The sequence below is a fragment of the Blastococcus tunisiensis genome, assembly GCF_900112815.1.
Classification (GTDB): domain Bacteria; phylum Actinomycetota; class Actinomycetes; order Mycobacteriales; family Geodermatophilaceae; genus Blastococcus_B; species Blastococcus_B tunisiensis.
This window is the reverse complement of the sequence record NZ_FOND01000015.1, coordinates 31181-57780: the sequence shown is the minus strand read 5'-3', so window position 1 is coordinate 57780 and position 26600 is coordinate 31181. Positions and strand designations below refer to the sequence as shown.

The 26600-nt window shown below is 75.1% G+C and carries 25 protein-coding genes and 1 tRNA gene; 9 read left to right on the top strand and 17 right to left on the bottom strand.

Features of this window, described 5'->3' with window-relative positions:
* Positions 1 to 3 precede the first annotated feature (3 nt).
* Positions 4 to 1074: an ABC transporter ATP-binding protein gene (locus tag BM142_RS17740; RefSeq protein WP_092201691.1), complete on the bottom strand. Its 1071-nt coding sequence runs from the start codon at positions 1072 to 1074 to the stop codon at positions 4 to 6.
* A gap of 247 nt (positions 1075 to 1321) precedes the next feature.
* Between BM142_RS17740 and BM142_RS17735 the strand changes: the two genes are divergently transcribed.
* Positions 1322 to 2791, top strand: coding sequence for a glycoside hydrolase family 3 protein (locus BM142_RS17735; RefSeq protein WP_092201689.1), 1470 nt, complete (start codon positions 1322 to 1324; stop codon positions 2789 to 2791).
* The gene (gene nagA, locus BM142_RS17730; RefSeq protein WP_092201687.1) at positions 2788 to 3924 is read left to right on the top strand and encodes an N-acetylglucosamine-6-phosphate deacetylase; all 1137 of its coding nucleotides are present in this window, start codon (positions 2788 to 2790) and stop codon (positions 3922 to 3924) included. The genes BM142_RS17735 and nagA overlap by 4 nt, the downstream gene beginning before the upstream one ends.
* Positions 3925 to 3928: 4 nt before the next feature.
* On the opposite strand, the gene nagB is transcribed toward nagA, so the two are convergent.
* The 6 genes from nagB to BM142_RS17700 all read right to left on the bottom strand — a co-directional run bounded on the left by nagB (position 3929) and on the right by BM142_RS17700 (position 10289).
* On the bottom strand, positions 3929 to 4711 hold the full coding sequence (gene nagB / locus BM142_RS17725; protein ID WP_092201685.1) for a glucosamine-6-phosphate deaminase: 783 nt from the start codon (positions 4709 to 4711) through the stop codon (positions 3929 to 3931).
* Positions 4712 to 4715: 4 nt separating this feature from the next.
* A complete protein-coding gene (locus BM142_RS17720) occupies positions 4716 to 5693 on the bottom strand; it encodes an ROK family protein (RefSeq protein WP_092201683.1) in 978 nt (325 codons plus the stop codon).
* The gene (locus tag BM142_RS17715) at positions 5690 to 6589 is read right to left on the bottom strand and encodes a carbohydrate ABC transporter permease (protein WP_217640774.1); all 900 of its coding nucleotides are present in this window, start codon (positions 6587 to 6589) and stop codon (positions 5690 to 5692) included. Before BM142_RS17715 ends, BM142_RS17720 begins: the two co-directional genes overlap by 4 nt.
* Positions 6586 to 7581, bottom strand: coding sequence for a carbohydrate ABC transporter permease (locus tag BM142_RS17710; RefSeq protein ID WP_092201681.1), 996 nt, complete (start codon positions 7579 to 7581; stop codon positions 6586 to 6588). Before BM142_RS17710 ends, BM142_RS17715 begins: the two co-directional genes overlap by 4 nt.
* A gap of 76 nt (positions 7582 to 7657) precedes the next feature.
* On the bottom strand, positions 7658 to 8986 hold the full coding sequence (locus tag BM142_RS17705; protein WP_092201679.1) for an extracellular solute-binding protein: 1329 nt from the start codon (positions 8984 to 8986) through the stop codon (positions 7658 to 7660).
* A gap of 124 nt (positions 8987 to 9110) precedes the next feature.
* Positions 9111 to 10289, bottom strand: coding sequence for an ROK family transcriptional regulator (locus tag BM142_RS17700; RefSeq protein ID WP_217640773.1), 1179 nt, complete (start codon positions 10287 to 10289; stop codon positions 9111 to 9113).
* A 200-nt stretch (positions 10290 to 10489) separates the two neighbouring features.
* Here BM142_RS17700 and BM142_RS17695 point away from each other — a divergent pair, with 200 nt between their 5' ends.
* The gene (locus BM142_RS17695; RefSeq protein WP_092201678.1) at positions 10490 to 11374 is read left to right on the top strand and encodes a PH domain-containing protein; all 885 of its coding nucleotides are present in this window, start codon (positions 10490 to 10492) and stop codon (positions 11372 to 11374) included.
* Positions 11375 to 11377: 3 nt separating this feature from the next.
* On the opposite strand, the gene BM142_RS17690 is transcribed toward BM142_RS17695, so the two are convergent.
* From BM142_RS17690 to BM142_RS17680, 3 genes are read right to left on the bottom strand one after another with little or no spacing between them, the layout of a single operon-like run.
* Entirely contained in the window at positions 11378 to 12037 is a 660-nt protein-coding gene (locus tag BM142_RS17690; protein WP_092201676.1) for a GerMN domain-containing protein, read from the bottom strand.
* A complete protein-coding gene (locus BM142_RS17685; RefSeq protein ID WP_092201674.1) occupies positions 12034 to 13422 on the bottom strand; it encodes a sensor histidine kinase in 1389 nt (462 codons plus the stop codon). The genes BM142_RS17690 and BM142_RS17685 overlap by 4 nt, the downstream gene beginning before the upstream one ends.
* Positions 13423 to 13435: 13 nt before the next feature.
* Entirely contained in the window at positions 13436 to 14143 is a 708-nt protein-coding gene (locus BM142_RS17680) for a response regulator transcription factor (RefSeq protein ID WP_092201672.1), read from the bottom strand.
* A 149-nt stretch (positions 14144 to 14292) separates the two neighbouring features.
* Here BM142_RS17680 and BM142_RS17675 point away from each other — a divergent pair, with 149 nt between their 5' ends.
* From BM142_RS17675 to BM142_RS17665, 3 genes are all read left to right on the top strand, one after another.
* The gene (locus tag BM142_RS17675) at positions 14293 to 14643 is read left to right on the top strand and encodes an STAS domain-containing protein (RefSeq protein ID WP_092201671.1); all 351 of its coding nucleotides are present in this window, start codon (positions 14293 to 14295) and stop codon (positions 14641 to 14643) included.
* Complete coding sequence (locus BM142_RS17670; RefSeq protein ID WP_092201669.1) at positions 14643 to 14894, top strand: STAS domain-containing protein; 252 nt, start codon at positions 14643 to 14645, stop codon at positions 14892 to 14894. Before BM142_RS17675 ends, BM142_RS17670 begins: the two co-directional genes overlap by 1 nt.
* A gap of 170 nt (positions 14895 to 15064) precedes the next feature.
* Positions 15065 to 15985 carry a DUF559 domain-containing protein gene (locus tag BM142_RS17665; protein WP_092201667.1) on the top strand — a complete coding sequence of 307 codons (921 nt, stop codon included), beginning with the start codon at positions 15065 to 15067 and terminating at the stop codon, positions 15983 to 15985.
* Positions 15986 to 16050: 65 nt separating this feature from the next.
* On the opposite strand, the gene BM142_RS17660 is transcribed toward BM142_RS17665, so the two are convergent.
* Positions 16051 to 16860 (bottom strand): hypothetical protein, encoded by an 810-nt coding sequence (locus BM142_RS17660; RefSeq protein WP_092201831.1) that lies wholly within the window; start codon positions 16858 to 16860, stop codon positions 16051 to 16053.
* A 284-nt stretch (positions 16861 to 17144) separates the two neighbouring features.
* Positions 17145 to 17232 (bottom strand) — tRNA-Ser (locus tag BM142_RS17655).
* A gap of 143 nt (positions 17233 to 17375) precedes the next feature.
* Here BM142_RS17655 and BM142_RS17650 point away from each other — a divergent pair.
* Entirely contained in the window at positions 17376 to 18599 is a 1224-nt protein-coding gene (locus tag BM142_RS17650; RefSeq protein ID WP_092201665.1) for an MFS transporter, read from the top strand.
* Positions 18600 to 18670: 71 nt separating this feature from the next.
* On the opposite strand, the gene BM142_RS17645 is transcribed toward BM142_RS17650, so the two are convergent.
* The 5 genes from BM142_RS17645 to BM142_RS17625 are packed head-to-tail and all read right to left on the bottom strand — an operon-like array spanning position 18671 to position 24285.
* Positions 18671 to 19732: an ABC transporter ATP-binding protein gene (locus BM142_RS17645; RefSeq protein WP_092201663.1), complete on the bottom strand. Its 1062-nt coding sequence runs from the start codon at positions 19730 to 19732 to the stop codon at positions 18671 to 18673.
* A complete protein-coding gene (locus BM142_RS17640) occupies positions 19729 to 20841 on the bottom strand; it encodes an ABC transporter ATP-binding protein (protein ID WP_092201661.1) in 1113 nt (370 codons plus the stop codon). Before BM142_RS17640 ends, BM142_RS17645 begins: the two co-directional genes overlap by 4 nt.
* Positions 20838 to 21821, bottom strand: a complete 984-nt coding sequence (locus BM142_RS17635) for an ABC transporter permease (protein WP_092201659.1) — start codon at positions 21819 to 21821, stop codon at positions 20838 to 20840. The genes BM142_RS17640 and BM142_RS17635 overlap by 4 nt, the downstream gene beginning before the upstream one ends.
* Entirely contained in the window at positions 21818 to 22747 is a 930-nt protein-coding gene (locus tag BM142_RS17630) for an ABC transporter permease (RefSeq protein WP_256381317.1), read from the bottom strand. Before BM142_RS17630 ends, BM142_RS17635 begins: the two co-directional genes overlap by 4 nt.
* 8 nt (positions 22748 to 22755) lie before the next feature.
* On the bottom strand, positions 22756 to 24285 hold the full coding sequence (locus tag BM142_RS17625; protein WP_092201655.1) for an ABC transporter substrate-binding protein: 1530 nt from the start codon (positions 24283 to 24285) through the stop codon (positions 22756 to 22758).
* Between the two features lie 139 nt (positions 24286 to 24424).
* Here BM142_RS17625 and BM142_RS24260 point away from each other — a divergent pair, with 139 nt between their 5' ends.
* Together BM142_RS24260 and BM142_RS17610 are read left to right on the top strand one after the other, a co-directional pair.
* On the top strand, positions 24425 to 25447 hold the full coding sequence (locus BM142_RS24260; RefSeq protein WP_175527330.1) for a dipeptide epimerase: 1023 nt from the start codon (positions 24425 to 24427) through the stop codon (positions 25445 to 25447).
* A complete protein-coding gene (locus BM142_RS17610; RefSeq protein WP_092201651.1) occupies positions 25444 to 26514 on the top strand; it encodes an N-acetyltransferase DgcN family protein in 1071 nt (356 codons plus the stop codon). The genes BM142_RS24260 and BM142_RS17610 overlap by 4 nt, the downstream gene beginning before the upstream one ends.
* Positions 26515 to 26600: the final 86 nt, after the last annotated feature.

Below are 26600 nucleotides of genomic sequence, written 5' to 3'. Positions count from 1 at the left end.
CGGTCAACCCCCCAGGCGCGCGCCGTCGGCGTCGAACAGGTGCACCCGGCCGGCCCCGGGCCGGACGTGCAGGACATCGCCCTTCATCGGCGGACGACGGGCGTCCACCCGGGCGGTGATCGGCTGCTGCTCGCCGCCGTGCGTGACCCGCCCGTAGGCGTAGGCGTCGGCGCCGGTCTCCTCGACGACGTCCACCTCCACGCGGAGGCCGGAGTCGGCGACCTCGAGGTCCTCCGGCCGGATCCCCAGGACCACCGTGTCCCCGGCACCGGCGAGCACGTCGCGGGCCACCGGGTGGACGCCGTCGCCGAACGCCACCCCGCCGTCGACCACCGGCAGGGAGTACAGGTTCATGGCCGGCGAGCCGAGGAAGCCCGCGACGAACACGTTCGCCGGGCGGTCGTAGAGCTCGCGCGGGGTGCCCACCTGCATGAGCAGCCCGTCCTTGAGGACGCACACCCGGTCGCCCATGGTCATGGCCTCGACCTGGTCGTGGGTGACGTACACGGTGGTGGTGCCCAGCCGGCGCTGCAGCTGGGCGATCTGGGTGCGGGTCTGCACCCGCAGCTTGGCGTCGAGGTTGGACAGCGGCTCGTCCATCAGGAACACCTGCGGCTGCCGGACGATCGCCCGGCCCATCGCCACCCGCTGCCGCTGCCCGCCCGACAGCGCCTTGGGCTTGCGGTCGAGGTAGGGCTCGAGGTCGAGCACCCTCGCCGCCTCGCGGACGCGGGTGCCGATGTCGGCCTTGGGCACCCCGGCGATCTTCAGCGCGAAGCCCATGTTGTCCGCGACGCTCATGTGCGGGTACAGCGCGTAGTTCTGGAACACCATCGCGATGTCGCGGTCCTTGGGCGCCATGTCGGTGACGTCCCGGTCGCCGATCAGGATCCGCCCGTCGTGCACCGGCTCCAGCCCGGCCAGCATCCGCAACGACGTGGACTTGCCGCAGCCCGACGGCCCGACCAGGACCAGGAACTCGCCGTCCTCCACCTCGAGGTCCAGCGCGTCCACCGCCGAGCGCTCGGCGCCGCTGTAGACACAGGTCGCGCGGTCATAGGTCACGGTCGCCATCGTCGGCGTCCTCCGAACGGTCTCAGGAATCGGGTCGCGCGCCGCGGCGCGCATTTCCGGGCCCGGTGAACATACCGTCGGCGAGGACGCTTGGAAAGGGTCGCGCCGGCTCCCGCGAAATGGCGGCCGACCACCCATCCGGTCCATTTCTCCGAATCGTCGCCGGGTCGTCTAGGGTCGACTCGTCGGCCGGGCCGGAAATGGCGCGGCCACACACCGCCCGGGCCCGTCGACGGAGCAGAGGACCATGCCGGAACTGGACGATCTCGTCACCGCCTGCCTGATGCCCGGGTTCGCCGGCCCGCGGCTGCCCGGGTGGGTGGCGCGGGAGCTCGACCGCGGCCTGGCCGGCATCTGCGTCTACGGCCAGAACCTCACCGACGGCGGGGAGCCCGCCCCCGACCGGGTGCGGGCACTCGGCGACGCGGTGCGCCGGGTCCGGCCCGACGCGCTCGTGGCGCTGGACGAGGAGGGCGGCGACGTCACCCGTCTCGAGTACCTGGTGGGCAGCGGCTACCCGGGCAACCTCGCCCTGGGCGTGGCCGACGACGAGGCCCTCACCGAGGCGGTGGCCGCCGCCATCGGCGCCGACCTGCGCCGGGCCGGCGTGACGGTGGACCTCGCGCCGTCGGTGGACGTCAACAGCGACAGCCGGAACCCGGTCATCGGCGTCCGCTCGTTCGGCCCCGACCCCGATGCGGTGGCCCGGCACGGCGCCGCCTACGTGCGCGGCCTGCGGTCGGCCGGGGTCGCCGCCGCCGCCAAGCACTTCCCGGGGCACGGCGCGACCACCGTCGACTCGCACCTCGGGCTGCCCACCATCGACGCGGACGAGGCCACCTTCCGCCGCCGGGAGCTGCCGCCCTTCGCCGCCGCGGTCACGGCCGGCGTCGACCTGGTCATGACCTCGCACGTGGTGTTCACCGCCCTGGACGAGCAGCCCGCCACGCTCAGCCGGCGGCTGCTGGTCGACCTGCTGCGCACCGAGCTCGGCTTCGACGGCGTCGTCGTCACCGACGCCCTGGACATGGCCGGGGTCCGGGCGGCGCACGGGATCGCCCGGGCCGGCGCGCTGTCCCTGGCCGCGGGGGCCGACCTGCTGCTGATCGGCGCGGAGGACGGCGAGCAGCACTGCGGGGACCTCCGCCGCGCGGTCACCGACGCCGTCCGGGAGGGCGTGCTGCCCGAGTCGCGGCTGCACGACGCCGCGCAGCGGGTGCGCGCGCTGCGGACGAGGCTCGCCGCCACGGAACCCGGACCCGTCCCACCGGCGAGCGGCATCGGCGCCACTGCGGCGCGGCGGGCCCTGCGCGCCCGCGACGTCGTCCCCCTGACCGCCCCCGCGGTCGTCGCGGAGCTGCGGGCGGGCACCAACCTGGCCGTCGGGGACGCGAAGTGGAGCCTCGCCGAGCCCCTGGCACGGCACGGCCTGGTGGCCGGCGAGCGGCAGGTGCGGGAGGCCGACGGCACGCCCGAGGACGTCGTCGCCGCTGCCGCCGGGAGGCCGCTGGTCGTCGCCGTCCGCGACGCCTACCGCAGCGACTGGCAGCGGGCGTGGCTGCACCGGCTGGCCGAGCTGCGCCCCGACGCGGTGCTGGTCGCCGTCGGCATGCCGGACGACGCCGGCCTGGTGCCCGGCCCCGTCGTGCTCACCCACGGGGCGGGCCGGGTGAACACCGCGGCGGCGGCCGGCCTGCTCGCCGGGGAGCCGGCATGACCGTCCTGCTGCGCGGCGCGCGGGCCCTGGACGCCGCGGGGATCGTCGACGGCGCCTGGGTGCTCTTCGACGGGCCGCTGATCGCGGCCACCGGCAGCGGGCAGCCGCCCGCGGCCGACGAGACCGTCGACCTGGGCGGCGCCTGGCTGACGCCGGGGTTCGTCGACCTGCACCTGCACGGCGGGGGCGGGCACGCCGTCGACGACGGACCGGCGAGCATCACCGCCGCCCTGCGCGCGCACCGGGTGCGCGGCACCACGCGGGCCGTGGTGAGCCTGGTCGCGGCCCCGCTGGCGGAGCTGGAGGCCCGGCTGGACGGCATCGCCGCCCTCACCGCCGCGGAGGGCGGCGTCCTCGGCGCCCACCTCGAGGGCCCGTTCCTGGCGCCGTCCCGGTGCGGGGCGCACGACCCGCGGTTCCTCCGCGCGCCCACCGCCGCGGACGTCGACCGGCTGCTCGACGCCGCCCGCGGCACGCTGCGCCAGCTGACCGTCGCCCCGGAGCTGCCGGACGCGATCGCGGCGATCGAGCGGCTCGCCGGGGCAGGGGTCGTCGTCGCGGTCGGCCACACCGAGGCCGACCTCGACCTCACCGCCCGCGCGTTCGACGCGGGCGCCCGCCTGCTCACCCACGCCTTCAACGCCATGCCGGGCATCTCCCACCGGGCGCCGGGGCCGGTGGCCGCGGCCGTCGCCGATCCGCGGGTGACCATCGAGCTGATCCTCGACGGCCGGCACGTGCACCCGGCGGTCGCCGGCCTGCTCGCCGCCGCGGCGCCCGGCCGGATCGCGCTGGTCAGCGACGCGATGGCGGCCGCCGGCGCCGCCGACGGGAGCTACCGGCTCGGCGGCCTGGACGTCACGGTGCACGACGGCCGCGCCGTCCTGGCCGGGACGGACACGATCGCCGGCTCCACGCTCACCCTCGACACCGCGCTGCGGCTGGCCGTCGAGGAGGCCGGGCTGGACCCGGTCGCCGCCGTCACGGCGCTGACCGCGACCCCGGCGGCCGCGCTGGGCCTCGGGCACCGGTTCGGCCGGCTGGCCCCGGGCCACGCCGCGGACGCCGTCGTCCTCGGGCCCGACTGGACGGTCCGTGCGGTCTGGGCCGACGGGCGGCCGGTCGCACCCTGACCGGTCAGGGCCGCTGCCAGTCCGGCTTGCGGGCGTGCGTGTAGCGGTAGTAGTCGGCCAGCCGGAGCCGCGAGGCGGCGGCCTCGTCGACGACGACGCACACCCGCCGGTGCAGCTGCAGCGCCGAGGCCGGGCAGATCGCGGCCACCGGCCCCTCGACGGCGGCCGCCACCGCCTCGGCCTTCGCCTCCCCCTGCGCCACGAGCAGCAGCTCGCGGGCCTCCAGGATCGTGCCCAGCCCCTGGGTCAGGCAGTGCGTGGGCACCTCCTCGGGCGAGGCGAAGAACCGGGCGTTGTCCGCGCGGGTGCGCGGCGCCAGCGTCTTGATGCGGGTGCGGGAGGCGAACGACGACGTCGGCTCGTTGAAGCCGATGTGCCCGTTGGCGCCGATGCCGAGGATCTGCACGTCCACCCCGCCGACGGCGGCGATGGCCCGGTCGTAGTCCACCGCGGCCGCCTCGAGGTCGGGAGCGCGCCCGTCGGGGACGCGCACGCGGGAGGGGGCCAGCCCGAGCGGGCGGACGACGTCCCGGTCCAGCACGGCCGCGTAGCTCTGCGGGTGGTCGGCGGGGATCCCGACGTACTCGTCGAGCGCGAACCCGCTGACGCCGGACAGGTCGAGGGTCCCGGCGGCCACCCGGCGGGCCAGCTCGGCGTAGATCCCCTGCGGGGAGGATCCGGTGGCCAGGCCCAGCACCGCCCGCGGCGCCCGGGACACGACGGCGGCGATCCGGTCGGCGCCGAACCGGCCCACCTCCGCGGCCCCGGGAAGGATGATCACCTCCACCCGGTCACGATCCCACCGGTTCCACCGACGTGCGCCGCGGCACGGCGCCGCGGGCGGTCAGCGCCGCCCCGATCGGCGCCACCGGGACGCCGCCGGGCACCACCTGGACGCGGTCGGCGATGCGCAGGCTGCGCAGGAACGGCGACCCCTCCGCCTGGCTCCGGACCTGCCGGCGGACGGCGTCCAGCAGCGGGGCGCCGACCTCGGCCACCCCTCCCCCGAGGACGACGTGCTCGACGTCGCAGGTCAGGACGAGCAGCCGCACGGCCGCGGCGACGGCGTCGGTGAAGCTGTCCCGGATGCCGATGGCCACGGCGTCCCCCTCGGACGCGGCGGCGAACACCTCGGCGGCGGCCGGCCGGCCGGTGCGGCTGGGCCAGGCGGCGTCGATCGCCGACCCGGAGGCGTAGAGCTCCAGGCAGCCGCGCTGCCCGCACGGGCACACCGGGCCGGTCGAGGCGTACGGCAGGTGGCCGATCTCGCCCGCGCCGCCGCGGTGACCGCGCCGCAGCTCGCCGCCCAGCAGCAGCCCGGCGGCCACCCCCGTGCCCAGCGCGAGGAAGGCCAGGTCGCCGCGCAGCCCGAGGACCCGCGCCGCCCCCACCGCGGCCACGTTCAGGTCGTTCTCCACCGTCACCGGCACGCCCTGCAGCCGGGCCGCGAGCAGCGGCGCGAGCCGGACCCCCCGCTCGTGGATGTCGAGGTTGAGCGCGTGCGACACCTCGCCGGTCCGCGGGTCGACCAGCCCGGGCACCCCCGCGCCGACGCCGGACAGGTCGGCCGCGCCGATGCCCGCGTCCGCGCACAGCCGCCGCACCACCTCCGCCGCCGAGGCCACCACGCCCTCCGTGCCCAGCCGGGTCGGGACGCGGACGGTGGCCCGCACCGCGGCCGCGTCGTCCAGCAGCACCCCCAGGACCTTGGTGCCGCCGATGTCCAGCCCGATCGACCACCCACCGGCCGCGTGCCCGTCGGCGTTCACCCCTTCACCGCGCCCGCGACCAGCCCGGAGCTCATCCGGTTCTGGACGATCAGGAAGAAGACGATGACCGGGACGGTGATCAGCGTGGCCCCGGCCATGACCAGCCCCCAGTCGGTGGCCCGGTTGCCCTCGACGAGGCCCTGCAGCCACAGCGGGAGGGTCTGCTTCTCGGGGTCGGACATGACCACCAGGGCCAGCGTGTACTCGTTCCACGCCTGCAGGAACCCGTAGACCCCGGACGCCACGAGCCCCGGCGCCAGCAGCGGGAAGGTGATCCGGAAGAAGGCCCCGGTGCGCGAGAGCCCGTCCATCATCGCGGCCTCCTCCAGTTCGATCGGGATTCCGCTGACGAATCCGCGCAGCATCCAGATGGTGAACGGGAGAATGGCCGCCACGTACACGATCGTCAGCCCCAGGACGGCATTCACCAGCCCCCAGTTGTCGAGCACGTGGTATTGCGAGATGAACAATCCCTCCGCCGGGATCATCTGCACCACGAGAATGGTCACGATGAATGATTTCTTGCCGCGGAAACGGAATCTGCTGACGGCGAGCGCGGCGACGAACGCGAAGAGGATCGCGGCGGCCAGGGTGAGCCCGGTGACCGCCAGCGAGATCCTGAACGAGGAGAAGAACGTGGGGTCGGTGAAGACCCGCCGGAAGTTGCCCAGCCCGCCGTCGACGGGGAAGAACGTGGGCTCCGACGTCCGGAGCTCGTTGGTCGGCAGGAAGGCGCTGCTGATCATCCAGTAGACGGGGAACACCCAGGCCAGCGAGACCGCCACCGCCAGGGCCCCCAGCAGCCGCCGGCCGAGGGACGACCGCCCGCCGCGCGCGGACCGCTGCCCCCCGCGCTGCCCGCGGGCCGTCGCGACCGCCGACCCGGCCGCGCTCACAGCTGCTCCTCGCGGAGCATCCGGCGGATGTAGAAGACGGTGAGGCCCAGGGTGATCACCAGCATGATCGTCGCCATGGCGCCGGCCATCGAGAACTCCTTCGCCAGCGAGTAGATGTAGGTGCCCAGCAGGTGCGTCTCCCGGGTCGGGGCCCCGGCCCGCTGGAGGACGTGGATCTGGGTGAACACCCGCAGGTCCCAGATGACCTGGAGCAGCGCGACCACGAAGAGCACCGGCTTGACCATGGGGATCGCCAGGCTCCACAGCCGCTGCCAGGCGTTGGCCCCGTCCAGCTGGGCGGCCTCCATGCACTCCTCGGGCACCTGCAGCAGCCCCGCGTAGACGGTGAACGCCACGAAGGGCACGCTCATCCACACCACGATGACCGTCGCCACGCCGTAGAAGGACAGCGGCTCGATGAGCCAGGAGTGGAACCGCATCGACCCCATGCCCAGCGGCTCGGCCAGCAGCCAGTTGACGACGCCGTACTGCGAGTCGAACAGCCACTGCCAGACCGTCATGGTGGCCAGCACCGGGGTGCCCCAGGCCAGCAGCATGCCGACCTGCAGGGTGACCCGCGCCGCCCGGCCGACCTTGGTCATCAGCACCGCGAGCGCGATGCCGATCGCCATCGTCAGGCCCGCGTTGAGCAGGCAGAACGCGATCGAGCGGGCGATCACCGTCCAGACGTAGGGGTCGGTCAGGAGGGTGACGTAGTTCTGCAGGCCCACCCACTCCGCCGGGCGGCCGAACTGCTGGGCCAGCCCGTACTCCTGGAAGGAGATGACGAACTGCCGGGCCAGCGGGTAGCCGAGCCCGACGGCGATCGCGGCGACCGCCGGCACGAGGAGCAGGTAGGGGCCCAGCCGGGACCGGAACGGCGTCCGGCGCCGCGGACGGCGGGCTGCCGGCGCGGCGGGCGGGACGGGCGGGACCGGTGCCCGCGGGGGCGCGGGCGGCGGCACGGCGGCCGTCGTGCGTGGAGCGGGCATCAGGGAGCTCCCGGGGCAGGGTCTCCGTGCCGGGGGGCGCGTCGGATCCGCACCCCCCGGCACGGGGTCGGGGGAGTCAGTTGAGCGTGTTGCCGATGAGCTCGTCCGCCTTCGCCGCCGCCTCGGCCGGGTCGGCCCCACCGGCGATCTCCTGGAAGAAGTCCTCCAGGATGCGGGCGCCCTCGACGTCGGCCCACTTCTCGGCGGCCGGCGTCAGCTTGGCGTTCTCCGCGGCGGCGAGCGCCGCCTGGGCGTAGACGTCGTCCCCGAGCGCGTCGGCGTAGTCCCGGTTGCCCGGGATCAGCCCGTTCTCGGCCAGCATCGTCTGGTACTCCTCGCTGAAGACGATCCGCATCAGCTCGCGGGCCAGCTCCTGGTTGCCCGACTTCGCCGGGATGGCGATGTTCGAGCCGCCGGCGAAGACGGTCGCCGCCCCGCCGTCGGTGCCGGGCAGCGCGAAGACCCCGGTCTTCTCCTCGTTGCAGGCCTGCTGCTCGCCCCGCAGGGCCGTGGCCTCGGCCGACTCGTCCGCCGGGTCGACGCCCTTGTTGCACTCGGGCAGGTCGATGCTCCAGCGCGCCCACGTCGGGGCGGAGAACATCGCGGCCTCGCCGTTGTTGAACGGGACCCACGGCTCCTCGGAGTCGGCGTCCCGCGGCGCGCTGGTGGCGCCGGTGTAGAGGGCCTGCACCTGCGCCAGGCCCTCCTGCGACTCCGGGCTGGACAGCCCGCCGACCCACTCGTCGCCCTCCTGCACGGCGAGGTCGCCGCCCGCCTCGTAGATCCAGGCGGTGCCGTTGTACCAGTCCTGGCCCGGCAGCCAGAAGCCGGAGAAGCCGGGGGCGCCGGTCGGGTTGGCCGCCTGCAGGGCCACCGCCGCCTCGGAGAACTCCGCGAGCGTGGTGGGCACCTCCACGCCGGCGGCGGCGAACATGTCCTTGTTGTAGAAGACCGCGCGGGCGCCGGAGTAGTAGGGCACCGCGTAGACCGTGTCGTCGGCCGTGCCCGCCTCGACGAAGCCGGGCAGCAGCCGGTCGCCGCCGATCTCCTCGTAGAGGTCGCTGATGTCGGCGAAGGCGCCGGCGTAGGTGAAGGTCGGGCTCTGGGTGTTGCCGACCTCGACGAGGTCGGGGGTCTGCCCCTCGGAGGCCAGCGCCGTCTGCAGCCGGGGCACCAGCCCGCTCCAGTCCTGCTCCTCGATGACGAGGGTCGCGCCGGTCTCCTCCTCGAAGGTCTCGACGAGGTAGTCCCGCAGCTCCTGCGGGGTGTCGGTGCCGTTGAGCCAGAGGCGGATCTCCTCGACCCCACCGGCCGCCTCGGCGTCCTCGCCGCTGCCGCCGCACGCGCTCACTCCGAGCAGGGCGGCGGCCATGACGGCCGCTCCGCCCGTACGTAGCATCTTCATGTTGGGGTTCCTTTCCCGTGCGCGGACGGTGCCGGACAGCGCCGCCATGAGGGTGTGGTTCTCCGACCTGCACCTGGCCGGCCCGGGGTCCTCACGAGAGCCCGGGCCGGCCGGCTCGGCGTCCTCACGAGACACCGAGCTGACCGGAGAGCACGAGCACGGCGGCCCCGGACAGGGCGCCGTCCTCGCCGAGCGAGGTCATCCGCAGCTGGAGCCCGCTGCTGATGACCGGCATGGTGCGCTCGCGGAGGGCCGCCAGCGCCGCGGAGCGCAGCGGGCCGTCCAGGAGCTCCCGGGGGCCGCTGATCACGACCTCGGAGAGATTGAGCGCGCTGACCACCGGGGCCAGCACGATGCCCAGCCGCCGGCCGACGGACGCCAGGGCGGCGTCGCGGGCGTCGGGCGCCAGGCCTTCCACCCGGCGGCGCAGGGACGGGACGGACAGCACCGTCTCCAGGCAGCCGCGGCGGCCGCACGCGCACGGCTGCGGGCGGCCCAGCGGAGCGCCGTCGATGTCGTCGCGCTCGTCGACGGCGGTGACGTGCCCGAGCTCGCCGGCCGCGTGCGCGTGGCCCTGGACCAGGGCGCCGTCCAGGACGATCCCGGCGCCGACACCGCCGCCGACCGTGAGCAGCAGCAGCCCCCCGCCGTCGGCACCGCCGTAGGTGAACTCGCCCAGCGCCGCGGTGTTCGCGTCGTTGGCCACGTGCACGGGCAGGCCCAGGGCGGCGCTCAGGTCCGCGGCGAGCGGCACGTCGTACCAGCCGCGGTTCGGTGCCTGGACGACCGCGCCCGCCGGGTCGACCACGCCCGGGGACCCGACCCCGACGCCGAGCACGGGGCACGTGGCGGCGGCGGCCAGCTCGCGGCAGAGGTCCAGCAGGGCGTCGACCGCCGCCTGGCCGGTCCGCCCCGCCACGGCGGCGGAGCGCCGCTCGAGGACCGCTCCGGACAGGTCCAGCACGGCACCGTGGATGCGCTCGTCGTCGGCCAGGTCGACGGCGACGATCTGGAAGGCGTCGGTGCGCAGGCCGATCGGCGTGCCGGGCTTGCCGACCTTGCCCTCGGCCCGGAAGTCCAGCTCGGTGACCAGCCCGTCGGCCAGCAGCGAGGCGACGAGGTCGGAGACGGTCACGCGGGTCAGGCCCGTGGCGCGGGCCAGGTCGGCCCTCGACCGCGGGCCGGAGTGGAACAGCTGCTGCAGGACCATCGACCGGTGCTGGGCACGGGCGTGCTCGGGCAGCACCTTCGAGGTCGGGCGCAGCAGGCGCCGCTGGTGCTGGGTGTCCGTGCCGGCCGTCACGTTTGTTAGGACACCGTCCTTACAAACACTTGTCAAGGGGTCGACGAGCCCGTGACCGGTTCGTGACCTCCCGCCCCACCGGATCGGCACGCGTGTCCCGTGGACACGAAAGCGCAGGTCCCGCGCACGGAGGGGGTCTGTATCCGGCCCGCCACTGGCATCCTCTCGCCGGTACCGACGGACACGGAGAAGGGATCCACATGGCGGACGCGAGCTGGCTGCCCGACCCGGGCGGGATGCACGAGCTGCGGTACTGGGACGGCCGGGCCTGGACCGAGCACGTCTCCGACCGGGGGACGACCGGGCAGGACCCGCTGCCCGCCGAGCTCCCGCCGCCGTCCGCGGCCGTGCCCCCTCCGCCGGTGCCGCCGGCCGCCGCCGCGCCCGCGGGCGGGAAGGTCGGCTGGCGGGACCGGCTCAAGCAGGTCACCGACCAGGGCAGGGCCCTCGCCGACCAGGGCAAGCAGAAGCTGGCCGAGCAGAACGCCAAGCGCACCGAGCAGTGGGCGAACGACCCGGACACGCTGTGGTTCGGCGAGAGCCGCAACGCCGCCACCAGCGCGGCCGGCGTCTCCACGGCGCGGTACCGGATCACCAAGGACCGCGTCTGGATCGAGAGCGGCCTGCTCGGCACCCGAACCGAGAGCGTGCCGCTGTGGGCGATCAACGACATGGACGTGCGGCAGGCGGTCTGGCAGCGCGGCAGCGACGTCGGCGACGTCGTCCTCAACCTGGAGGACCCGTCCTACGGGGCCAGGGCGGACACGTTCTCCCTCAGCGGCGCCGTCGAGGGCACGACGACCGGCCAGGTCGTGCTCGACAACGTCGAAGGCCCCTCCGCGGTGATGGACCTGCTGGCCCCGCTGATCAGCGAGGCCCGGCAGAAGAAGACCGTCGAGCGGCAGTCGCAGTACCTGCACGTCAACCCGGGCACGGCCGGCGCCGCGTTCGGCGCACCGGCCGCTCCCCCGGCCGCGCCGCAGCCCGACCTCGCCGACCAGCTGCGCAAGCTCGCCGACCTGCGCGACGCCGGGGTCCTCACCGAGGAGGAGTTCGCCGCCCAGAAGGCCAAGCTGCTGGCCTGACCCTCAGGACGGCGGCGCCGTCTCCGCCGGCGCGGGGGCCTCGGCCGCCGGCGACGGTTCCGGGGGGCTCAGGAACGAGGCGTAGTCGCGGGCGGTCAGCGGCGCAGACGTCAGCGCCCCCGTGGGCAGCGGCGCCTCCACCGGGTCGCCGCCGATGGTGAGCCGGACGGCATCGACCCCCCGCATGCTGGTCGCGGTCAGCACGATCTGCGCGACCGCCTGCCGGCCCGCGGCGCCGGACGGCGCCCCCGAGGGCGCCCCGAGGTCGATCGTCGCCGTGCGGTCGGTGAGGTCGGTGGCCGACAGCCGCACCTCCGGCGTCAGCACGCTGGACAGCTGCTCCTCCCGCTCCGCGGCGGTGGGCCCCTCCTCGAGGGAGGACAGCAGGTCGTCCAGCCGCTCCTGCAGCGTCGATCCCTCCACCTCCCGCGGCCGGCCGACCAGCACGTCACCCGCGCCGACCAGGTAGACCTGCGACGGCGCCTCGGCGGGGGCCGAGGTGGCCGGCCCGGTGGCCTCCGGGCTGGCCTGGGCCAGCCCGTAGGGCACCTCGGACGACGGGATGGCCCGCGGCGCTCCCCCGGCCGGCACCCCGCACCCGCCGACGCAGAGGACCAGGGTCCAGACGCAGCCGACCAGCAGCGCGCGCGCCCGCCCGGTCATCGGTCCGCCGCCGGGAAGGACAGGGTGAACCGCGCGCCGCCGCCGGGGGCCTCCGAGCACCAGGCCGCCCCGCCGTGCCGGGCCGCGGTCTCCGCGACGATCGCCAGCCCGAGGCCGGCCCCCGGCAGCGACTTGCGGGCGGCCCGCGGGCCGCGGGCGAACCGCTCGAAGATCCGCTCCCGGTCCTCCGGGGACACGCCCGGTCCGGCGTCGTCGACGATCACCAGCACCGCTCCGTCCTGCCGCTCGACGCACACGGCCCGGGCTCCGCCGGCGTGCCGGTCGGCGTTGTCCAACAGGTTCCGGACCGCCCGCTCGAGGCTGGTCTTGTCGCCCTGGATCGTGGTGTCGGCGTCGTCGGCGCCCTCGAGCAGCTCCTCCGGCCGGCCGCTGTCGGCCACCACCTCGCGCACCAGGGCGGTCAGGGACACCCGCTGGGCGGTTCCGGACATCTCCGTGCCGTCCAGCCGGGCCAGCTGCAGCAGGTCGTCGAGCGTGCGCCGGAACCGGGCCAGCTCTCCCTCGACCAGCGCCAGCGCCTCCCGGCCCCGCGGCGACAGCTCCTCCCGGCGCCCGCCCAGCACCTCCACGCTGGTGACCAGCGTGGTCAGCGGGCTGCGCAGCTCGTGGCTCACGTCGCCCACGAACCGGGCGTCCCGCTCGATCCGGGCGGCGAGCGCGTCCACCATGCTGTTGAAGCTGGCCACGATGCCCACCAGGTCCGGGTCGTCGGTGACCGGCAGCCGGGTGGTCAGCTCGCCGCCGGCGATCCGGGTCGCGGCGCCGGCCACCTGCTCCAGGGGCTGCACCGCCCGGCGGCTGGCCCACACCCCGAAGGCGGCCCCGGCCGCGGTCGCGGCCAGGGCGCCGGCCGCCAGCACCGCGGCCAGCGTCCGGAGGACCTGCCCCAGCTCGGTCAGCGGCGCCACCTCGTAGAACTCGACGTCGGCGTTCGGCAGGGTGAGGCCGACGACCAGCCGGGGCCCGTCGGAGGACTCGATGACCACGCTGGCCGCGGGCTCCGTGCGCAGCAGCTCGCGCAGGTCGTCGGGGACGTCGCGCGCGCCGACGTCCAGGCTGGAGGAGTACCAGGCGTCCGAGGTGCGCAGGACGACGTCGGCGCCGCCGGAGGGGACCAGTTCGCTGAGCACGTCGCCGACCTCGCGGCCCGGCGTCGCCAGGCGGCTGTCCAGCACGTTAGCGTCGGCGAACGCCTGGCGGGTCAGGGACGCCTCGCGCTGGTCGAGCAGGTAGCTGCGGGCCAGCAGGAACGTCACGCCCACCAGGACGACCGAGACCAGCAACGTGCCGGCGGCGTAACCCAGGACGATCCGGGCCCGCAGTCCGCTCCCCCGGAGCGCGAACCCCCGGAGAGCTGTGCTCATCGTCGATCCAGGCTCACTGGGGGTCCAGCCGGTACCCCAGGCCGCGGACGGTGACCACCACGCGCGGGGTGCTCGGGTCGCGCTCCACCTTCGTGCGCAACCGGCGCACGTGGACGTCGACCAGCCGTTCGTCGCCGAAGAACCCGTGCTGCCACACCCGCTCCAGCAGCGCCTGCCGGCTGAACACCCGGCCCGGGGCGGCGGCCAGCTCGCACAGCAGCCGGAACTCCGTCAGCGTCAGGGGCAGCAGCTCCTCGCCACGGTGCACCGTCCCACTGGCCTCGCGCAGCACCAGGGGCGCGGCCGGGTCGGAGTCCAGGACCACGGCCTCCGGCTGCTCCTCGGCCTGGCCGACCGGCGCCACCCGCCGGCGCAGCGCCCGCAGCCGCGCGCTGATCTCCTTGACCGCGAACGGTTTCGTCACGTAGTCGTCGGCGCCGGCGTCCAGCGCCGCCTCGATGTCGCTCGTGTCGGCGCGGGCGCTGACCACGATGATCGGCAGGTCCAGGGTCCGGCGGACCTGGCGGATCACCTCGAAGCCGTCCATCGACCCGAGCATCAGGTCCACGACCATCAGGTCCGGTGCGCTCACCGCGACGGCCTGGAGCGCCTCCTCGCCGGAGCCGGCCTCCGCGACGTCGTAGCCCTCGTCCTCCAGCGCCCAGCGCAGCGCCGTCCGGATGTGGTCGTCGTCCTCCACCACCAGCAGTCGCAGCGCCATCGCCGGACATGGTGCCACCGCGGTCGCGCAGCCCTCGCACCGGCCGGGAAGCCGTCATCGAATCGCAACCCCGCTCCCCGGGCCATCGCAATGTCGGGAAGCGACTCTCGTGGCCCGGACTCCGCCCCCCCGACCCGAGGAGAGAGCCGATGCCTGCAGCCACTGCGGTCCGCGCCGCGGCGCACAGCCGGCTGGACGCCGAGCGCGACCGGGTGACGATCCGGCTCAGCGACGACCTCCTCGCCGACGGTCTGGCCGACGTCCGCTGGCTGCTGCACGACGCCCTGCTGGCCGGCGCGCGGCGCCTCGTCGTCGACCTCAGCGCGGTGCAGCACCTCTCCAGCCCCGCGGTGGCGAGCTTCCTCTCCGCGCACCGGACGTGCCGTGCGCGCGGCGGCACCGTGGTGCTGCGCGGCGCCAACCGCCGCACCCTGGACCTGCTGCACCGGACCGGCCTGTGGCGGGTCCTGGAGCTCGAGTCCGACCGCAAGGCTGCCTGATGCTGCGCGAGACCGTCGACCGCCGGAACGGTTCCATCCGGGCCAGCGGCCGGCTCACCCTGGCGGGCGCCGACCTGCTGCGCGGGACGGCGGAGTCGCTGCACGGCAACGGCCACGTCCGCGTGGTCCTCGACCTGCGCGACGTCCGGGTCGCCGACGACGCCGGCCTGGAGGTCCTGCGCGGGCTGGGGCAGGAGTTCGCCGCCCGCGGTGGCGAGCTCGTCGTCCGCCACGCCCCCGTGACCGTCTAGCCCGTCCAGCCCGGCCAGCCCGGCCAGCCCGGCCAGCCCGGCCGGACGCTGTGCGCCGGTCGGCAGTTCTCGGGTGGATTTCTGCCGACCGGCGCACAGCGTCGCCGGGCGTCATCCACAGATCTGCTCGGTGGCCCCCACCCGTCCGCGGCTCCCGACAGCCTGGCCTCGTGGCACTGGACGTAGCAGCGGTCGTGGGAGAACGGGGCTGGGCCACCGCCGCGCAGCTGCAGCGGCGGGTGAGCGCGCGGACCATCGGGTCGTGGGTGGCCACCGGGAAGCTGGTGGCGCTGCGTCCCGGGGTCTACGCCCTGCCGTCGGTGGCGGACGGCTGGCGGACCCGCCTGGGTGCCGCACTCGAGCGCGGCAACGGCGTCGCCAGTCACGTCACGGCCCTCGCCCTGTGGGAGCTGGTCGAGCACCCGCCGGGGCCGGTCCACATCACCGTCGACCCGACCCGGAGCGCACGGGGGGCGTGGGCGGTGACGGTCCACCGCTCGGCCGGCATCGACGCCGAGAGGCGCCGGGTGGACAGCCTGTCGGTCACGTCGGTCGAACGCTCCCTGGTCGACAGCTGGGCCCGGCCGGCACCCCTGCGCCGGTCGGACATCCGCGCCGCGGCGATCACCGCCGTCCGGCGTCGGCAGGCCTCGGTCCGGGAGCTGGCCCTGGAGGTGGAGCGTCGACCTCGGCTGCCCGGACGGGCCGAGCTGGCACGCCTCGTGGGGCTGCTCGCCGACGGGTGCCAGAGCGAGCTGGAGATCTGGGGCTGCCTGAACGTGCTGCGCGGGCCGGGGATGCCGCCGTTCGTGCAGCAGCGTCGCGTCGTGGTCGGCGGTGAGGTGTTCGTGCTGGATGCGGCCTACGACGAGGTCGCGCTCGCCGTCGAGCTGGACGGCGCGGCGTGGCACGGCTCCCGGCCGCAGCGGGAGCGGGACATCCGACGGGACGCGCTGCTCGCCACCGTCGGCTGGCAGACGCTGCGCTTCTCCTTCCGGCGGATGACGGCCTCACCCGCCGGATGCCGCCGGGACATCCGCGCTGTCCACGCGGCCCGGCAGGCGCTGTTCGCGGCCAACCGTGTGCGGTAGACGGCAGTTCCCGCGGCCAGAACTGCCGACCACCGCACAGCGTTCCGTGCGGAGACAGCGGCCGGTCAGGTCAGCGCGGTCACCAGCGAGCTGCCCGTCGCGCCGGCCGGCTCGACGACGAAGCCCAGGTTGGCCAGCACCTCGGCGATCGCGGCGTTCATCGACCGCTGCACGGTGGCGTCGGCCGCGGGGCCGCGCTGGTGCTGCAGGCTCAGCCGGTCGTGGGCGCGCCAGCTGACCACGACGCCGCTGAGCTCCAGGTCGGGCACCAGGCACACGCCGCCGCCGGCCTGCGTCAGGTCGTGCAGCGGCATGCCCGCCTCGACCAGCGCCGCGGCGACCTCGACCACCAGCGTGGTGAGCGGGTCGGTGTCGGACAGCAGGTCGTCCCAGTCCCGGGGCAGCCGGTCCAGCTGCTCGCTGAGCTCGCCGAGCCAGGCCCGCTCCTCGGGCGACGGCCGCAGCGCCACGCTGCCGTCCGGGCGCCGCACGCCGTGCACCGAGACCGCAGGCAGCTCGTCGGCCAGGGCCGCCCAGTCGGCGTCGATCCGGTCGGCGAAGGGGCCGGCGAGCACCTGGGCGCGGTCGTCGATCAGCCACCAGCCCTTCCCGCCGGAGGCCGGACCGGTGCGCTCGGCGACGTCGACCGACCCGGAGCGCGGCTGCGCCTCCGCGGCGCCGGCCGGGGCGGCCGCGCCCCGCCGGCCGGCCGGGTGGCTGCCGGAGGTGCGCGCGTCGGCCCGTCGCTGGTCCCGCGCGCCGTTGCGCTCGAACTCGTAGCGGGCGGTCGAGCTGGCACCCAGCACGACCACCAGACCGGTCAGCAGCAGGAAACCCAGCACCGCCATCGCCGGCGGAGCCAGCGTCGCGCCCATCGTCACCCGTGGACTCCTCAGCACCCGTTCGCCGCGGCGGGGAAGTGCCGCGGACAGGTGCAATGGTCACGGCCGGACCGGGTGCTGCCGATGACTTCCGACGGGCCGGGGAACCCCCGACACCGGATCGTTGCGCGGGCCCCCCGAGGCGATCGGTGACCGTGCTCCCGGACCGGCGCCTTGTCGACATGCGGCCCGCCGACCTGCGGAAATCCGGGGAATCCGGGTCCGGTCATCCCGGGCGGCGGCCCGGCGCGGCGTGTCGGCGCCCCGGACGGCGGAAGCGGAGGGCGTGGGATTCGAACCCACGAAGAGGGGTTACCTCTTAGCGGTTTTCAAGACCGCCGCCATCGGCCACTAGGCGAGCCCTCCTGGCGTCGTCGAGGCTAGTGCCCCCGGCCGTGGCCGCGTCGTCCGCGGGTCCCCGGGACCGTGCTGCGGCCCTCCGGCACCGGGGTGGTCCACTGTTGCGGACGCCGAACGCCCGTCGGCCGGACCGGGAGGAGCACGCGCACGTGGACCACGGACGGGGGACCGGGCCGCGCCGTGCCGGGACGACGACCCGGCTCCGGTGGTCCGTGCTCGGGCCCGCGGCGGCCCTCGTCCTCGCCGCGCTGTGCCTGCGCGGGCCGTTCGCCGCCGTCGGCCCGGTGCTCGGTGACGTCGGGGACGAGCTGGCCCTGTCCACCGGCGCCCTGGCGGTGGTCACCTCGCTGCCGCTGGTCTGCTTCGGCCTGCTCTCCCCGTTCGCCCCGGCGCTGGCCGCCCGCATCGGGCTGCACCGTGCGGTCCTCGCCGGGCTCGCCGTCCTCGCGATCGGGATCGGGCTGCGCTCGGCCGGCACCGTCGGCATGTTCGCCGGCACGGTGGGTCTCAGCGGTGGGATCGCGGTCGCGAACGTGCTGCTGCCCGCCGTCGCCCGTGCCGAGTACGGCGGCCGCAGCGCCGCCGTCGTCGGGGCGGTGACCGGGTCGATGGCGCTGTCGGCCAGCCTGGGCGCCGGCCTGGCCCAGCCGCTCACCGGGCTGACCGGGAGTGCGATGGGCGGGCTGGCGCTGTGGCTGGCGCCCGTGGCGCTCGCGATCGTCGCGCTGGCGCTGCTGACCCGCGCCCGCCCGCAGAGCCCCGCGCCCCTGCCCGCCCCCGGCCGGCGCACCGCGATCCTGCGCGACCGCGTCGGGCTGGCCGTGATGGCGTTCTTCGGCTTCCAGTCGCTGTCCTTCTACGCCCTGCTCACCTGGCTGGCCGCGGTCCTCGAGGACGACGCCGGCGTCACCCCGGTCAGCGCCGGCGCGCTGGTCGCCGTCGCCGCGGTGCTCGGTGCGCCGCTGTCGCTGATCGTGCCGCCGCTGGCCGCCCGCCGGCCGGGCCAGGTCGGCTGGGTGGTCGGGGCGTCGGTGCCCACCGCAGCCGGCATCCTCGGCCTGCTGATCGCCCCGGACGCGGCCCCGGTGCTGTGGGCGGTCCTCTGCGGAGCGGGGTCGGGGGCGGCGTTCCCGCTGGCCATGACCCTGGTGCTCGTGCGCAGCCGGGACGCCGCGCAGACCGGCCGGCTGTCGGCCGCGGCGCAGAGCCTGGGCTACCTGCTGGCGGCGTCCGGCCCGCTCGCCGTCGGCGTCCTCCACGAGCTGACCGACGGCTGGACGGCGAGCCTGGTGCTGCTGCTCGTCGTGCTGACCGGCCAGCTCGCGTCGGGCGTGGTGGCCGCGCGTCCCGGCCTGGTCCGCGCCGACGCCTGAGGCCCACCCTCCAGTTGATCATCGGCGTGTGGCGGTGCCCGCCGGCGTGTCGGGCAGCCACCCGCCGATGGTCAACCCGCCGGGGACTCCTCCACCGGGCGGCCGACGACGCCGTGCAGGTGGCAGGCGGCCAGCTGGCCGGGCGCCCCGACCGGCTGCAGCGCCGGGTCGACGTCGTCGCACGGCTCGAAGACGTACGGGCAGCGGGTCCGGAACCGGCAGCCGCTGGGGACGGCGGCCGGCGAGGGGACGTCGCCGGTGAGCACGATCCGCTGCCGCTCCCGCTCCCGCGCCGGATGCGGCGTGGGCACCGCCGACAGCAGCGCCTGGGTGTAGGGCATCTGCGGGTCGGCACCCACCGCGGCGGCCTGGCCGATCTCCACGATCCGCCCCAGGTACATGACCGCGATGCGGTCGGAGATGTGCCGGACGGCGGACAGGTCGTGCGAGACGAACAGCAGCGTGAGCCCCAACTGGCGCTGCAGCCGGCGCAGCAGGTTGAGCACCTGGGCCTGCACGCTGACGTCGAGGGAGGCGATCGCCTCGTCGCACACCAGGAAGTCCGGCTCCCCCGCCAGCGCCCGGGCGATGCCGACGCGCTGCCGCTGGCCGCCGGAGAACTCGTGCGGGTACCGGCCGGCGACGGCGGGGTCCAGGCCGACCAGCTCGAGCAGCTCGCCGACCCGCGCCGCCCGCTCCTGCCGGCCGCCGTGCAGGCCGTGCACCTCCAGCGGCTCGGCCACCGTCTGGGCGACCGTCCGCCGCGGGTCGAGGGAGGCGAACGGGTCCTGGAACACCATCCCGGCCCGGCGCCGCATCTCCTTGAGCCCGCGGCGGTCCAGCGAGGTGACGTCGTCGCCGTCGAAGGTCACCGTCCCGCCGGTGGGCGGCACCAGCCGCAGCAGGGCGTTGCCCAGCGTGGACTTGCCGCAGCCGGATTCGCCGACCAGGCCGAGGGTCTCGCCACGCAGGATGTCGAGGTCCACGCCGTCGACGGCCCGGAGCACGCCGGCCGGCTTCCGCCGCAGCCCGCCGCCCCCGACCGGGAAGTGCACCTCCAGACCGCGCGCGGAGACCAGCACGTCCCCGGACGGCGTCCGCTCGGTGCCCTGCGCGCTCAGCGCGGTGCTCATCGCCCGCCCCCTTCCGGCCCGTCGGCGCCCGACGTCGCGCCGGCCGCCGGACCTCCGGCGCGGGACGACGCCCCCGCCGCGGGGCTTCCGGCGCTCGGGGCCTCTCCCTCGGTGCACCAGGTGGCGGCCCGGTGCTCCAGACCACCCGATCCCGGCCCCACCACGGCCAGCGGCGGCTGCTCGGTCTCGCACCGCGGGTCCGCCCGGACGGGGCAGCGCGGCCAGAACACGCAGCCCGGCGGCAGGTCGGTGGGCGGCGGGGGCAGGCCGGGCACGGTGGTCAGGTCCGGCACCTCGCCGTCCGGGCCCACCGGCGCGGCCAGGTCGGGCAGCGAGCCGAGCAGGCCGCGCGTGTACGGGTGGGCCGGGTGCTCGAGGACGTCGTCCACCGTGCCGTCCTCCACGCAGCGGCCGCCGTACATGACCAGCACCCGGTCGGCGATGCCGGCGACGACGCCGAGGTCGTGGGTGATCCAGATGACGCCGGTGCCGTGGTCGGCCTGCAGCGTCGCGATCAGGTCGATGATCTGCGCCTGCACGGTGACGTCGAGCGCCGTGGTCGCCTCGTCCGCGATGAGCAGGGCGGGTGAGTTGGACAGCGCGATCGCGATGACGACCCGCTGCCGCATGCCGCCGGACAGCTCGTGCGGATAGCGGTCCAGCGCGCCCTCGGGATCGGGCAGCCCCACCTCGCCGAGCAGCTCGGCGGCGCGCCGGCGGGCCACCGCCTTCGACATGTCGGAGTGCGCACGCAGCCCCTCGACGATCTGCCGGCCGACGGTGAGCACCGGGTTCAGCGACGTCATCGGGTCCTGGAACACCATGCCGGCGCCGGGGCCGCGCACCTGCCGCAGCCGGGAGGGCGACATCGTCAGCAGGTCCTCGCCCTGCAGCAGCGCCCGGCCGGTGACGGTGGCCACCCGCGCCGGCAGCAGCCCCAGCAGGGCCAGCACCGAGACGCTCTTGCCGCTGCCGGACTCGCCGACGACGGCGACGGTCTCGCCCTGGCCGACCCGGTAGGTCAGCCCGTTGACCACGTCGGCCGGGCCGCGCGGCGTGCGCAGCCGCACCCGCAGGTCCTCGACCTCCAGCACCGGCTCGCCCGTCACTTCTCTCCTCCGGCGTCCGCGGCGACGGCGGCCCCGCTGCCCGACATCTGGGTGCGCTGCCGCGGGTCGAGCACGTCACGCAGCCCGTCACCGAGCAGGTTGAAGCAGAGCACGGTCAGGAAGATCGCCATCCCGGGGAAGAAGGCGATCCACCAGGCCAGCTCGATGTAGCTGCGCCCCTCGGCCAGCATCAGCCCCCACGACGGGTTCGGCGGCTGGGTGCCCAGCCCCAGGAAGGACAGCGCCGCCTCGGCGAGCACGGCGAACGCCAGGCTGATCGAGGTCTGCACGATGATCGGCGGCGCGGCGTTCGGCAGGATGTGCCGGGTCAGGATCCGCCAGTCCGAGGCGCCCACCGAGCGGGAGGCGCGGACGTAGACCTCCTCGCGCACACCCAGCACGCTGGCGCGGGTCACCCGCGCGAAGATCGGCGTGTAGACGATGCCGATGGCCAGGGCCGTGTTCCCCGAGCCCGGCCCGCGGACGGCGAGGACGGCGATGGCCAGCAGCACCGCGGGGAAGGCGAACAGCATGTCCATGAACCGCATCAGGACGTCGTCCACCCACCGGCCGTAGTAGCCGGCGAGCAGGCCGATCAGCGTGCCGACCACCAGCGCGAAGCCGACGGCGAGGAAACCGACCCGCAGCGACACCGAGGCGCCCAGGATGATCCGGCTGAGGATGTCCCGGCCGAGGTCGTCGGTGCCGAACGGGTGCTCCCAGCTCGGCGACTGCAGTCGCTCCGCCACATCGATGTCGTTCGGGCCCTCGGCGGCCAGCGTGTCGTCGAAGATCGCGATCAGCACGATGGCGATCAGCAGCAGCGACGCGATCGCGGCGGTGGGGTTGCGGGCCAGCAGGCCCAGCGTCTCCTGCCAGCGGGGCCGGGCCGGGCGCAGCGTGGCGGCCGGGGAGGTGCCCGGCGCACCCGCGGGGGTGTCCGGCGAGCTGCCCGGTTCGGGGACGGGCGCGCCGGTCATCTGCGGATCCTCGGGTCGATGGCGGTGTAGAGCAGGTCGACCACCAGGTTGATCACCAGGAACACCAGGGCGAACAGCAGCACGGCGCCCTGCAGCACCGGGTAGTCGCGGGCCTGGACCGCCTGCAGCGCCAGCTGGCCCAGCCCCGGCCAGGAGAAGACGATCTCCACGACCACGACGCCCGACAGCAGGTAGGCCAGCTGCACGCCGGTCACCGTGACCAACGGCAGCAGGGCGTTGCGCAGCACGTGCCAGGTGAACACCTGGCGGGTGGGCAGGCCCTTCGCCTGCGCCGTCCGGACGTGGTCGGAGCCCAGCGCCTCCAGCATGCTCGACCGGACGAAGCGGGTGATCACCGAGCCGGACACGACGCCGGTCACCACCGCGGGCATGACCAGCCGCTGCAGCCACTCGAGCGGGTCCTCGCCGATCGGCACGAAACCGCCCGACGGCAGCCAGCCCAGCGTGCCGGCGAACACCAGGATGAGCACGATGCCCATCCAGAAGTCCGGCACCGAGATGCCGAACTGGCTGATCACCGTGGCGAACCGGTCGATGATCGAGCGGGGCCGCAGCGCCGAGATCGTGCCGAGCGGCACGGCGATGAGCAGCGCCACCAGGATCGAGGCGAACGCCAGCGTCAGCGTCGCGGGCAGCCGCTCGGCGATCAGCGAGGTGACCGTCTCCCCGCTCCGGAAGCTCACGCCCAGGTCACCGGTGAGCGCCCGCCCGAGCCAGCCGAAGAACTGCTCGATCAGCGGCTGGTCCAGGCCGGACCGCTCCCGCAGGGCGTCGTAGGACTCCTGCGAGAAGCGGGTGCCCAGCGCCAGCCGCACCGGGTCGCCGGGAACGAGGTGCACCAGGGAGAACACGATGACGCTCACCCCGGCCAGCACCACCACCGACTGCCCGATGCGGCGGAGCAGGTAGGTGATCAGGGCAGCTCGACTTCCTCGAAGTTGATCGCTTTGTCAGCCCGGATCCGGTAGCCCTCCAGCCCCGGGGTCCAGGCCTGCACGACGTCGGGGTTGTAGAGGTACAGGTAGGAGACGTCGTCGACGATCAGCGTCGCCGCCTGGTCGTAGAGCTCCTTGCGGGCGTCCTCGTCGGTCTCCGTCGCCGCCGCGGTCAGCAGCCGGTCGACCTCGGGGTTGCTGTAGCCCTGGTAGTTGCTGGAGCCGTCGGTGATGTGCTGGGCGTGGTAGTAGTCGAACGGGTCGATGTTGCCCAGCCAGCCGAGCAGGAAGGCGTCGAAGTCGCCCTGGGCCTGGCGGTCCAGCCAGGTGGCGAAGTCGACGGTCTGGACGTCCACGTTGATCCCGATCGGTTCCAGCTGGCTGGCGATGACCTGCGCCGCGGTGACCGTCTCCGGGAACTCGTCGGTGACCATCAACCCCATGGTGATCGGCGTCTGCACCCCCGCCTGCTGCAGCAGCGCCGTCGCCTCCTCGACGCTGGGCTCGAACGGTGCGTAGTCGTAGTAGTAGAAGCTGTCCTCCGGGATGGCGGTCTGGTTCGGCTCGGCCGCCCCGAAGCGCGCCGCCTCCGTGACCGCCCCCCGGTCCACGGCCGTGGCGATCGCCTGGCGCACCAGCGGGTTGCCGAACGGCTCGCGCGCGTAGTTCATGCTCATGTACCAGTAGTCGACGCTCGGCGTCGTCACCAGCTCGACCGCGTCGTCGCCCTCCAGCGACTCGATCTGCTGCGGTGGGATGTTGTCGGTCCACTGCACCTCGCCGTTCTCCAGCGCGGTGAGCGCGGCGGCCGGCTCGGTGATGTAGCGGAACTCGACGCCGTCGATGCTCGGTGCGCCGCCCCAGTAGTCCTCGTAGGCGGCCAGCTCGGTGCTGCTGGCGTCGGAGCTCTCCAGGGTGAACGGCCCCGTGCCCACGGCCTCGGTGGTGAGGTCGTACTCCTCGGCCGCGCCCTCCGGCAGGATCGCCATGCCCTTGAAGCCGCCGATCAGCGCCGGCAGGTTCGGCGTGGGCTGGCTGACGGTGATCTCGACGGTCTGCGGGTCGACGGCCTCCACGCTCTCCACGGTGGAGAACCGGTAGGCGTTGTTCAGCTCCTCGTCGATGATCCGGTTGTAGGAGTAGACGACGTCGGCGGCGTCGAACTCGCTGCCGTCGTGGAAGGTGACGTCGTCGCGCAGCGTGAACGTCCAGGTCAGCCCGTCCTCGCTGGTCTCCCACTCGGTGGCCAGGCTCGGCTCCATGGTGAGGTCCTCGCCGTTCGGCACGACGAGCGTGTCGTAGACGTTCTCCAGCACCTGGAAGCTCGGGTAGGCGCTGGTCACGTGCGGGTCGAACTGGTCGGGCTGCGCGGCCACCGCGGCGACGAGCACGTTGTCCCCGCCGCCACCTCCGCCGCCGCCGGTGTCGACGCTCTCCCCGCCTCCTCCGCAAGCGGACAGGGCGAGGGCGCCTGCTGAGGCGAGGGCGAGTGGTCGGGTGGCGCGCACGGTGGTCCTCCGGGGCTCGGAAAAGCAGGTCCGCCCTCGACCTTCTCGCCGTCGGCACCCGTCGTCCACCCGAAGTGCCTGCTCAGCGCGATCGTTGCCGGTTCGAGACATCGGCGTCACGGGGTCCAGACTGCGTGGCGTGGACCTCACCTGCCGAACGAGCACGCTGCACCTGCGGGACACCTTCACCATCGCCCGGTCGTCGGTGGACACCGAGCAGGTCCTCGTCGTGACCGTCGACGCCGGGGGCGTGCGCGGGTCGGGCGAGGGCTCCCCGGTGGGCTACTGGGGCGAGTCGGTGGCCTCGATGGCCGACGCCGTCGCCGTCGACGGGGCCGCCCTGCTCGGCGACGACCTGCGCGACCTGGAGGGCATCGCCCGCCGGCTGCGCGCCTGGGACGGGCCGCAGGGAGCCAAGATGGCCCTCGACGGCGCCGCGCACGACTGGGTCGGCCGGTCCTACGGGCTCCCGGTGTGGCGGCTGCTGGGGCTCTCCCGGAGGCTGCCGCCGACCAGCTTCACCATCGGCATCTCGAGCGTGGAGGAGACCGTCGCCCGGGTCCGCCGCGCCCCCGGGTTCGAGGTCTACAAGGTCAAGGTCGGCGGGCCGGACGACGTCGAGCGGCTGGCCGGGATCCGGTCGGTCACCGGCGCACGGCTGCGGATCGACGGCAACGAGGGCTGGACGCTCGACGGAGCGCGCGAGCTGCTGCCGCGGCTGCGGGAACTCGGTGTGGAGATGATCGAGCAGCCGTTCCCCGCCGCCGACCTGGACTCCTCCGCCCGCTACCGGGAGCTGCCGGACCGGCTGCCGGTGTTCGTGGACGAGGGATGTCGCGATCTCGCCTCGGTGCCGGCGGTGGCCGGATACGCCGACGGCATCGTGGTCAAGCTGGCCAAGTGCGGGGGCATCCGGGAGGCGCAGCGGATGCTGGCCGCCGCCGCGGCACTGGACCTGCGGGTCATGCTGGGCTGCATGATCGAGTCCCAGCTCGGCATCGCCCAGGCCGCCCAGCTCGGCGCGCTGGCCGACCTGGTCGACCTCGACGGGCACCTGCTGATCAGCGACGAGCCGTTCACCGGCCTCGGGCTGGTTGACGGGCGGCTGGTGCTGCCCGACGCGCCCGGCCTCGGGCTGGTGCCGGCCGGAGCGGCCGCATGACCGGGGAGCGCACGGCCGGGGAGCGCACGGCCGGAGAGCGCCTGGCCGTCCTCACCGGCGGCCAGCTGGCCGAGTCCTTCGCCAAGACCGCGCACGGGGTGCTGCGGTACGGCACCCGCGAGGTGGTCTGCGTGATCGACGCCGCGCACGCCGGGCGGCGGGCGGTCGACGTCGTCCCGTTCTGCGCCTCGCCGGCGCCGGTCGTCGCCGACGTCGCCGCGGCGCACGCCCTCGGGGCGACGACGGTGCTGCTCGGGGTGGCGCCCTTCGGCGGCCGGCTGACCGAGGCCTGGCGGGAGATGCTGGGCACCGCGATCGGCCTCGGGATGCACGTCGAGGCCGGCCTGCACACCGACCTGCGCGCCGATCCGGAGCTGGCGGCCGCCGCGCGGGCGGCGGGCGTGCAGATCCGCGACCTGCGCGCGGTGCCCGACGACCTGGGCGTCCCGCTCGCCGAGCCGGTGGGGGCGCGGGTCGTGCACACGGTCGGCTCGGACTGCGCCATCGGGAAGATGAGCGTCGTCCTCGAGCTCGACCGCGCGGCCCGGGACCGCGGGCTGCGCTCGGTGTTCGTGCCCACCGGGCAGACCGGCGTCGCCATCGCCGGCTGGGGCATGGCCGTGGACCACGTCATCTCCGACTTCGTCGCCGGGGCGGCCGACCGGCTGGTCCGCGAGGGGGCCGGCCGCGGCGACCTGCTCTGGCTGGAGGGGCAGGGCTCGATCCACCACCCGGCCTACTCGGGGGTGACCCTCGGCCTGCTGCACGGCTCGTCGGCCGACGCGCTGGTGCTGTGCCACCGGGTCGGGCGGACCGCGGTGTACGACTACCCCGGCACGCCCCTGCCGCCGCTGGCCGACATCGTCCGCGGCTACGAGCAGGCGGCCGGGTGGGTGCGGCCCGTCCGGGTGGCCGCCGTCGCGCTCAACACCGCCGGTCTGGACGACGCCGCGGCGCGGGCCGCCGTCGACGCGGCCGCCGCCGAGACCGGGCTGGTCGCCGACGACGTCGTCCGCTTCGGGTCCGGGCGGGTGCTGGACGCCGTCCTCGCCGCACTGCCCGACTGACGCCCGCTTCGCCTCTCGCGCGCCGAGAGGGCAGTCGTGGTCGGCGACACGCGGGGACCCGCCGCCCCGGCAGCCCACAAGTGCCC

Excerpts from the sequence above, each read along its gene's own strand:
- BM142_RS17675 (WP_092201671.1), top strand. The coding sequence starts at position 14,293 with ATGCCTGCAGCCACTGCGGTCCGCGCCGCGGCGCACAGCCGGCTGGAC.
- BM142_RS17670 (WP_092201669.1), top strand. The coding sequence starts at position 14,643 with ATGCTGCGCGAGACCGTCGACCGCCGGAACGGTTCCATCCGGGCCAGC.
- nagA (WP_092201687.1), top strand. The coding sequence starts at position 2,788 with ATGACCGTCCTGCTGCGCGGCGCGCGGGCCCTGGACGCCGCGGGGATC.
- BM142_RS17635 (WP_092201659.1), bottom strand. The coding sequence starts at position 21,821 with ATGACCGGCGCGCCCGTCCCCGAACCGGGCAGCTCGCCGGACACCCCC.
- BM142_RS17705 (WP_092201679.1), bottom strand. The coding sequence starts at position 8,986 with ATGAAGATGCTACGTACGGGCGGAGCGGCCGTCATGGCCGCCGCCCTG.
- BM142_RS17735 (WP_092201689.1), top strand. The coding sequence starts at position 1,322 with ATGCCGGAACTGGACGATCTCGTCACCGCCTGCCTGATGCCCGGGTTC.
- BM142_RS17610 (WP_092201651.1), top strand. The coding sequence starts at position 25,444 with ATGACCGGGGAGCGCACGGCCGGGGAGCGCACGGCCGGAGAGCGCCTG.
- BM142_RS17740 (WP_092201691.1), bottom strand. The coding sequence starts at position 1,074 with ATGGCGACCGTGACCTATGACCGCGCGACCTGTGTCTACAGCGGCGCC.
- BM142_RS17660 (WP_092201831.1), bottom strand. The coding sequence starts at position 16,860 with ATGGGCGCGACGCTGGCTCCGCCGGCGATGGCGGTGCTGGGTTTCCTG.
- BM142_RS17710 (WP_092201681.1), bottom strand. The coding sequence starts at position 7,581 with ATGCCCGCTCCACGCACGACGGCCGCCGTGCCGCCGCCCGCGCCCCCG.
- BM142_RS17685 (WP_092201674.1), bottom strand. The coding sequence starts at position 13,422 with ATGAGCACAGCTCTCCGGGGGTTCGCGCTCCGGGGGAGCGGACTGCGG.
- BM142_RS17645 (WP_092201663.1), bottom strand. The coding sequence starts at position 19,732 with ATGAGCACCGCGCTGAGCGCGCAGGGCACCGAGCGGACGCCGTCCGGG.
- BM142_RS17695 (WP_092201678.1), top strand. The coding sequence starts at position 10,490 with ATGGCGGACGCGAGCTGGCTGCCCGACCCGGGCGGGATGCACGAGCTG.
- BM142_RS17690 (WP_092201676.1), bottom strand. The coding sequence starts at position 12,037 with ATGACCGGGCGGGCGCGCGCGCTGCTGGTCGGCTGCGTCTGGACCCTG.
- BM142_RS17680 (WP_092201672.1), bottom strand. The coding sequence starts at position 14,143 with ATGGCGCTGCGACTGCTGGTGGTGGAGGACGACGACCACATCCGGACG.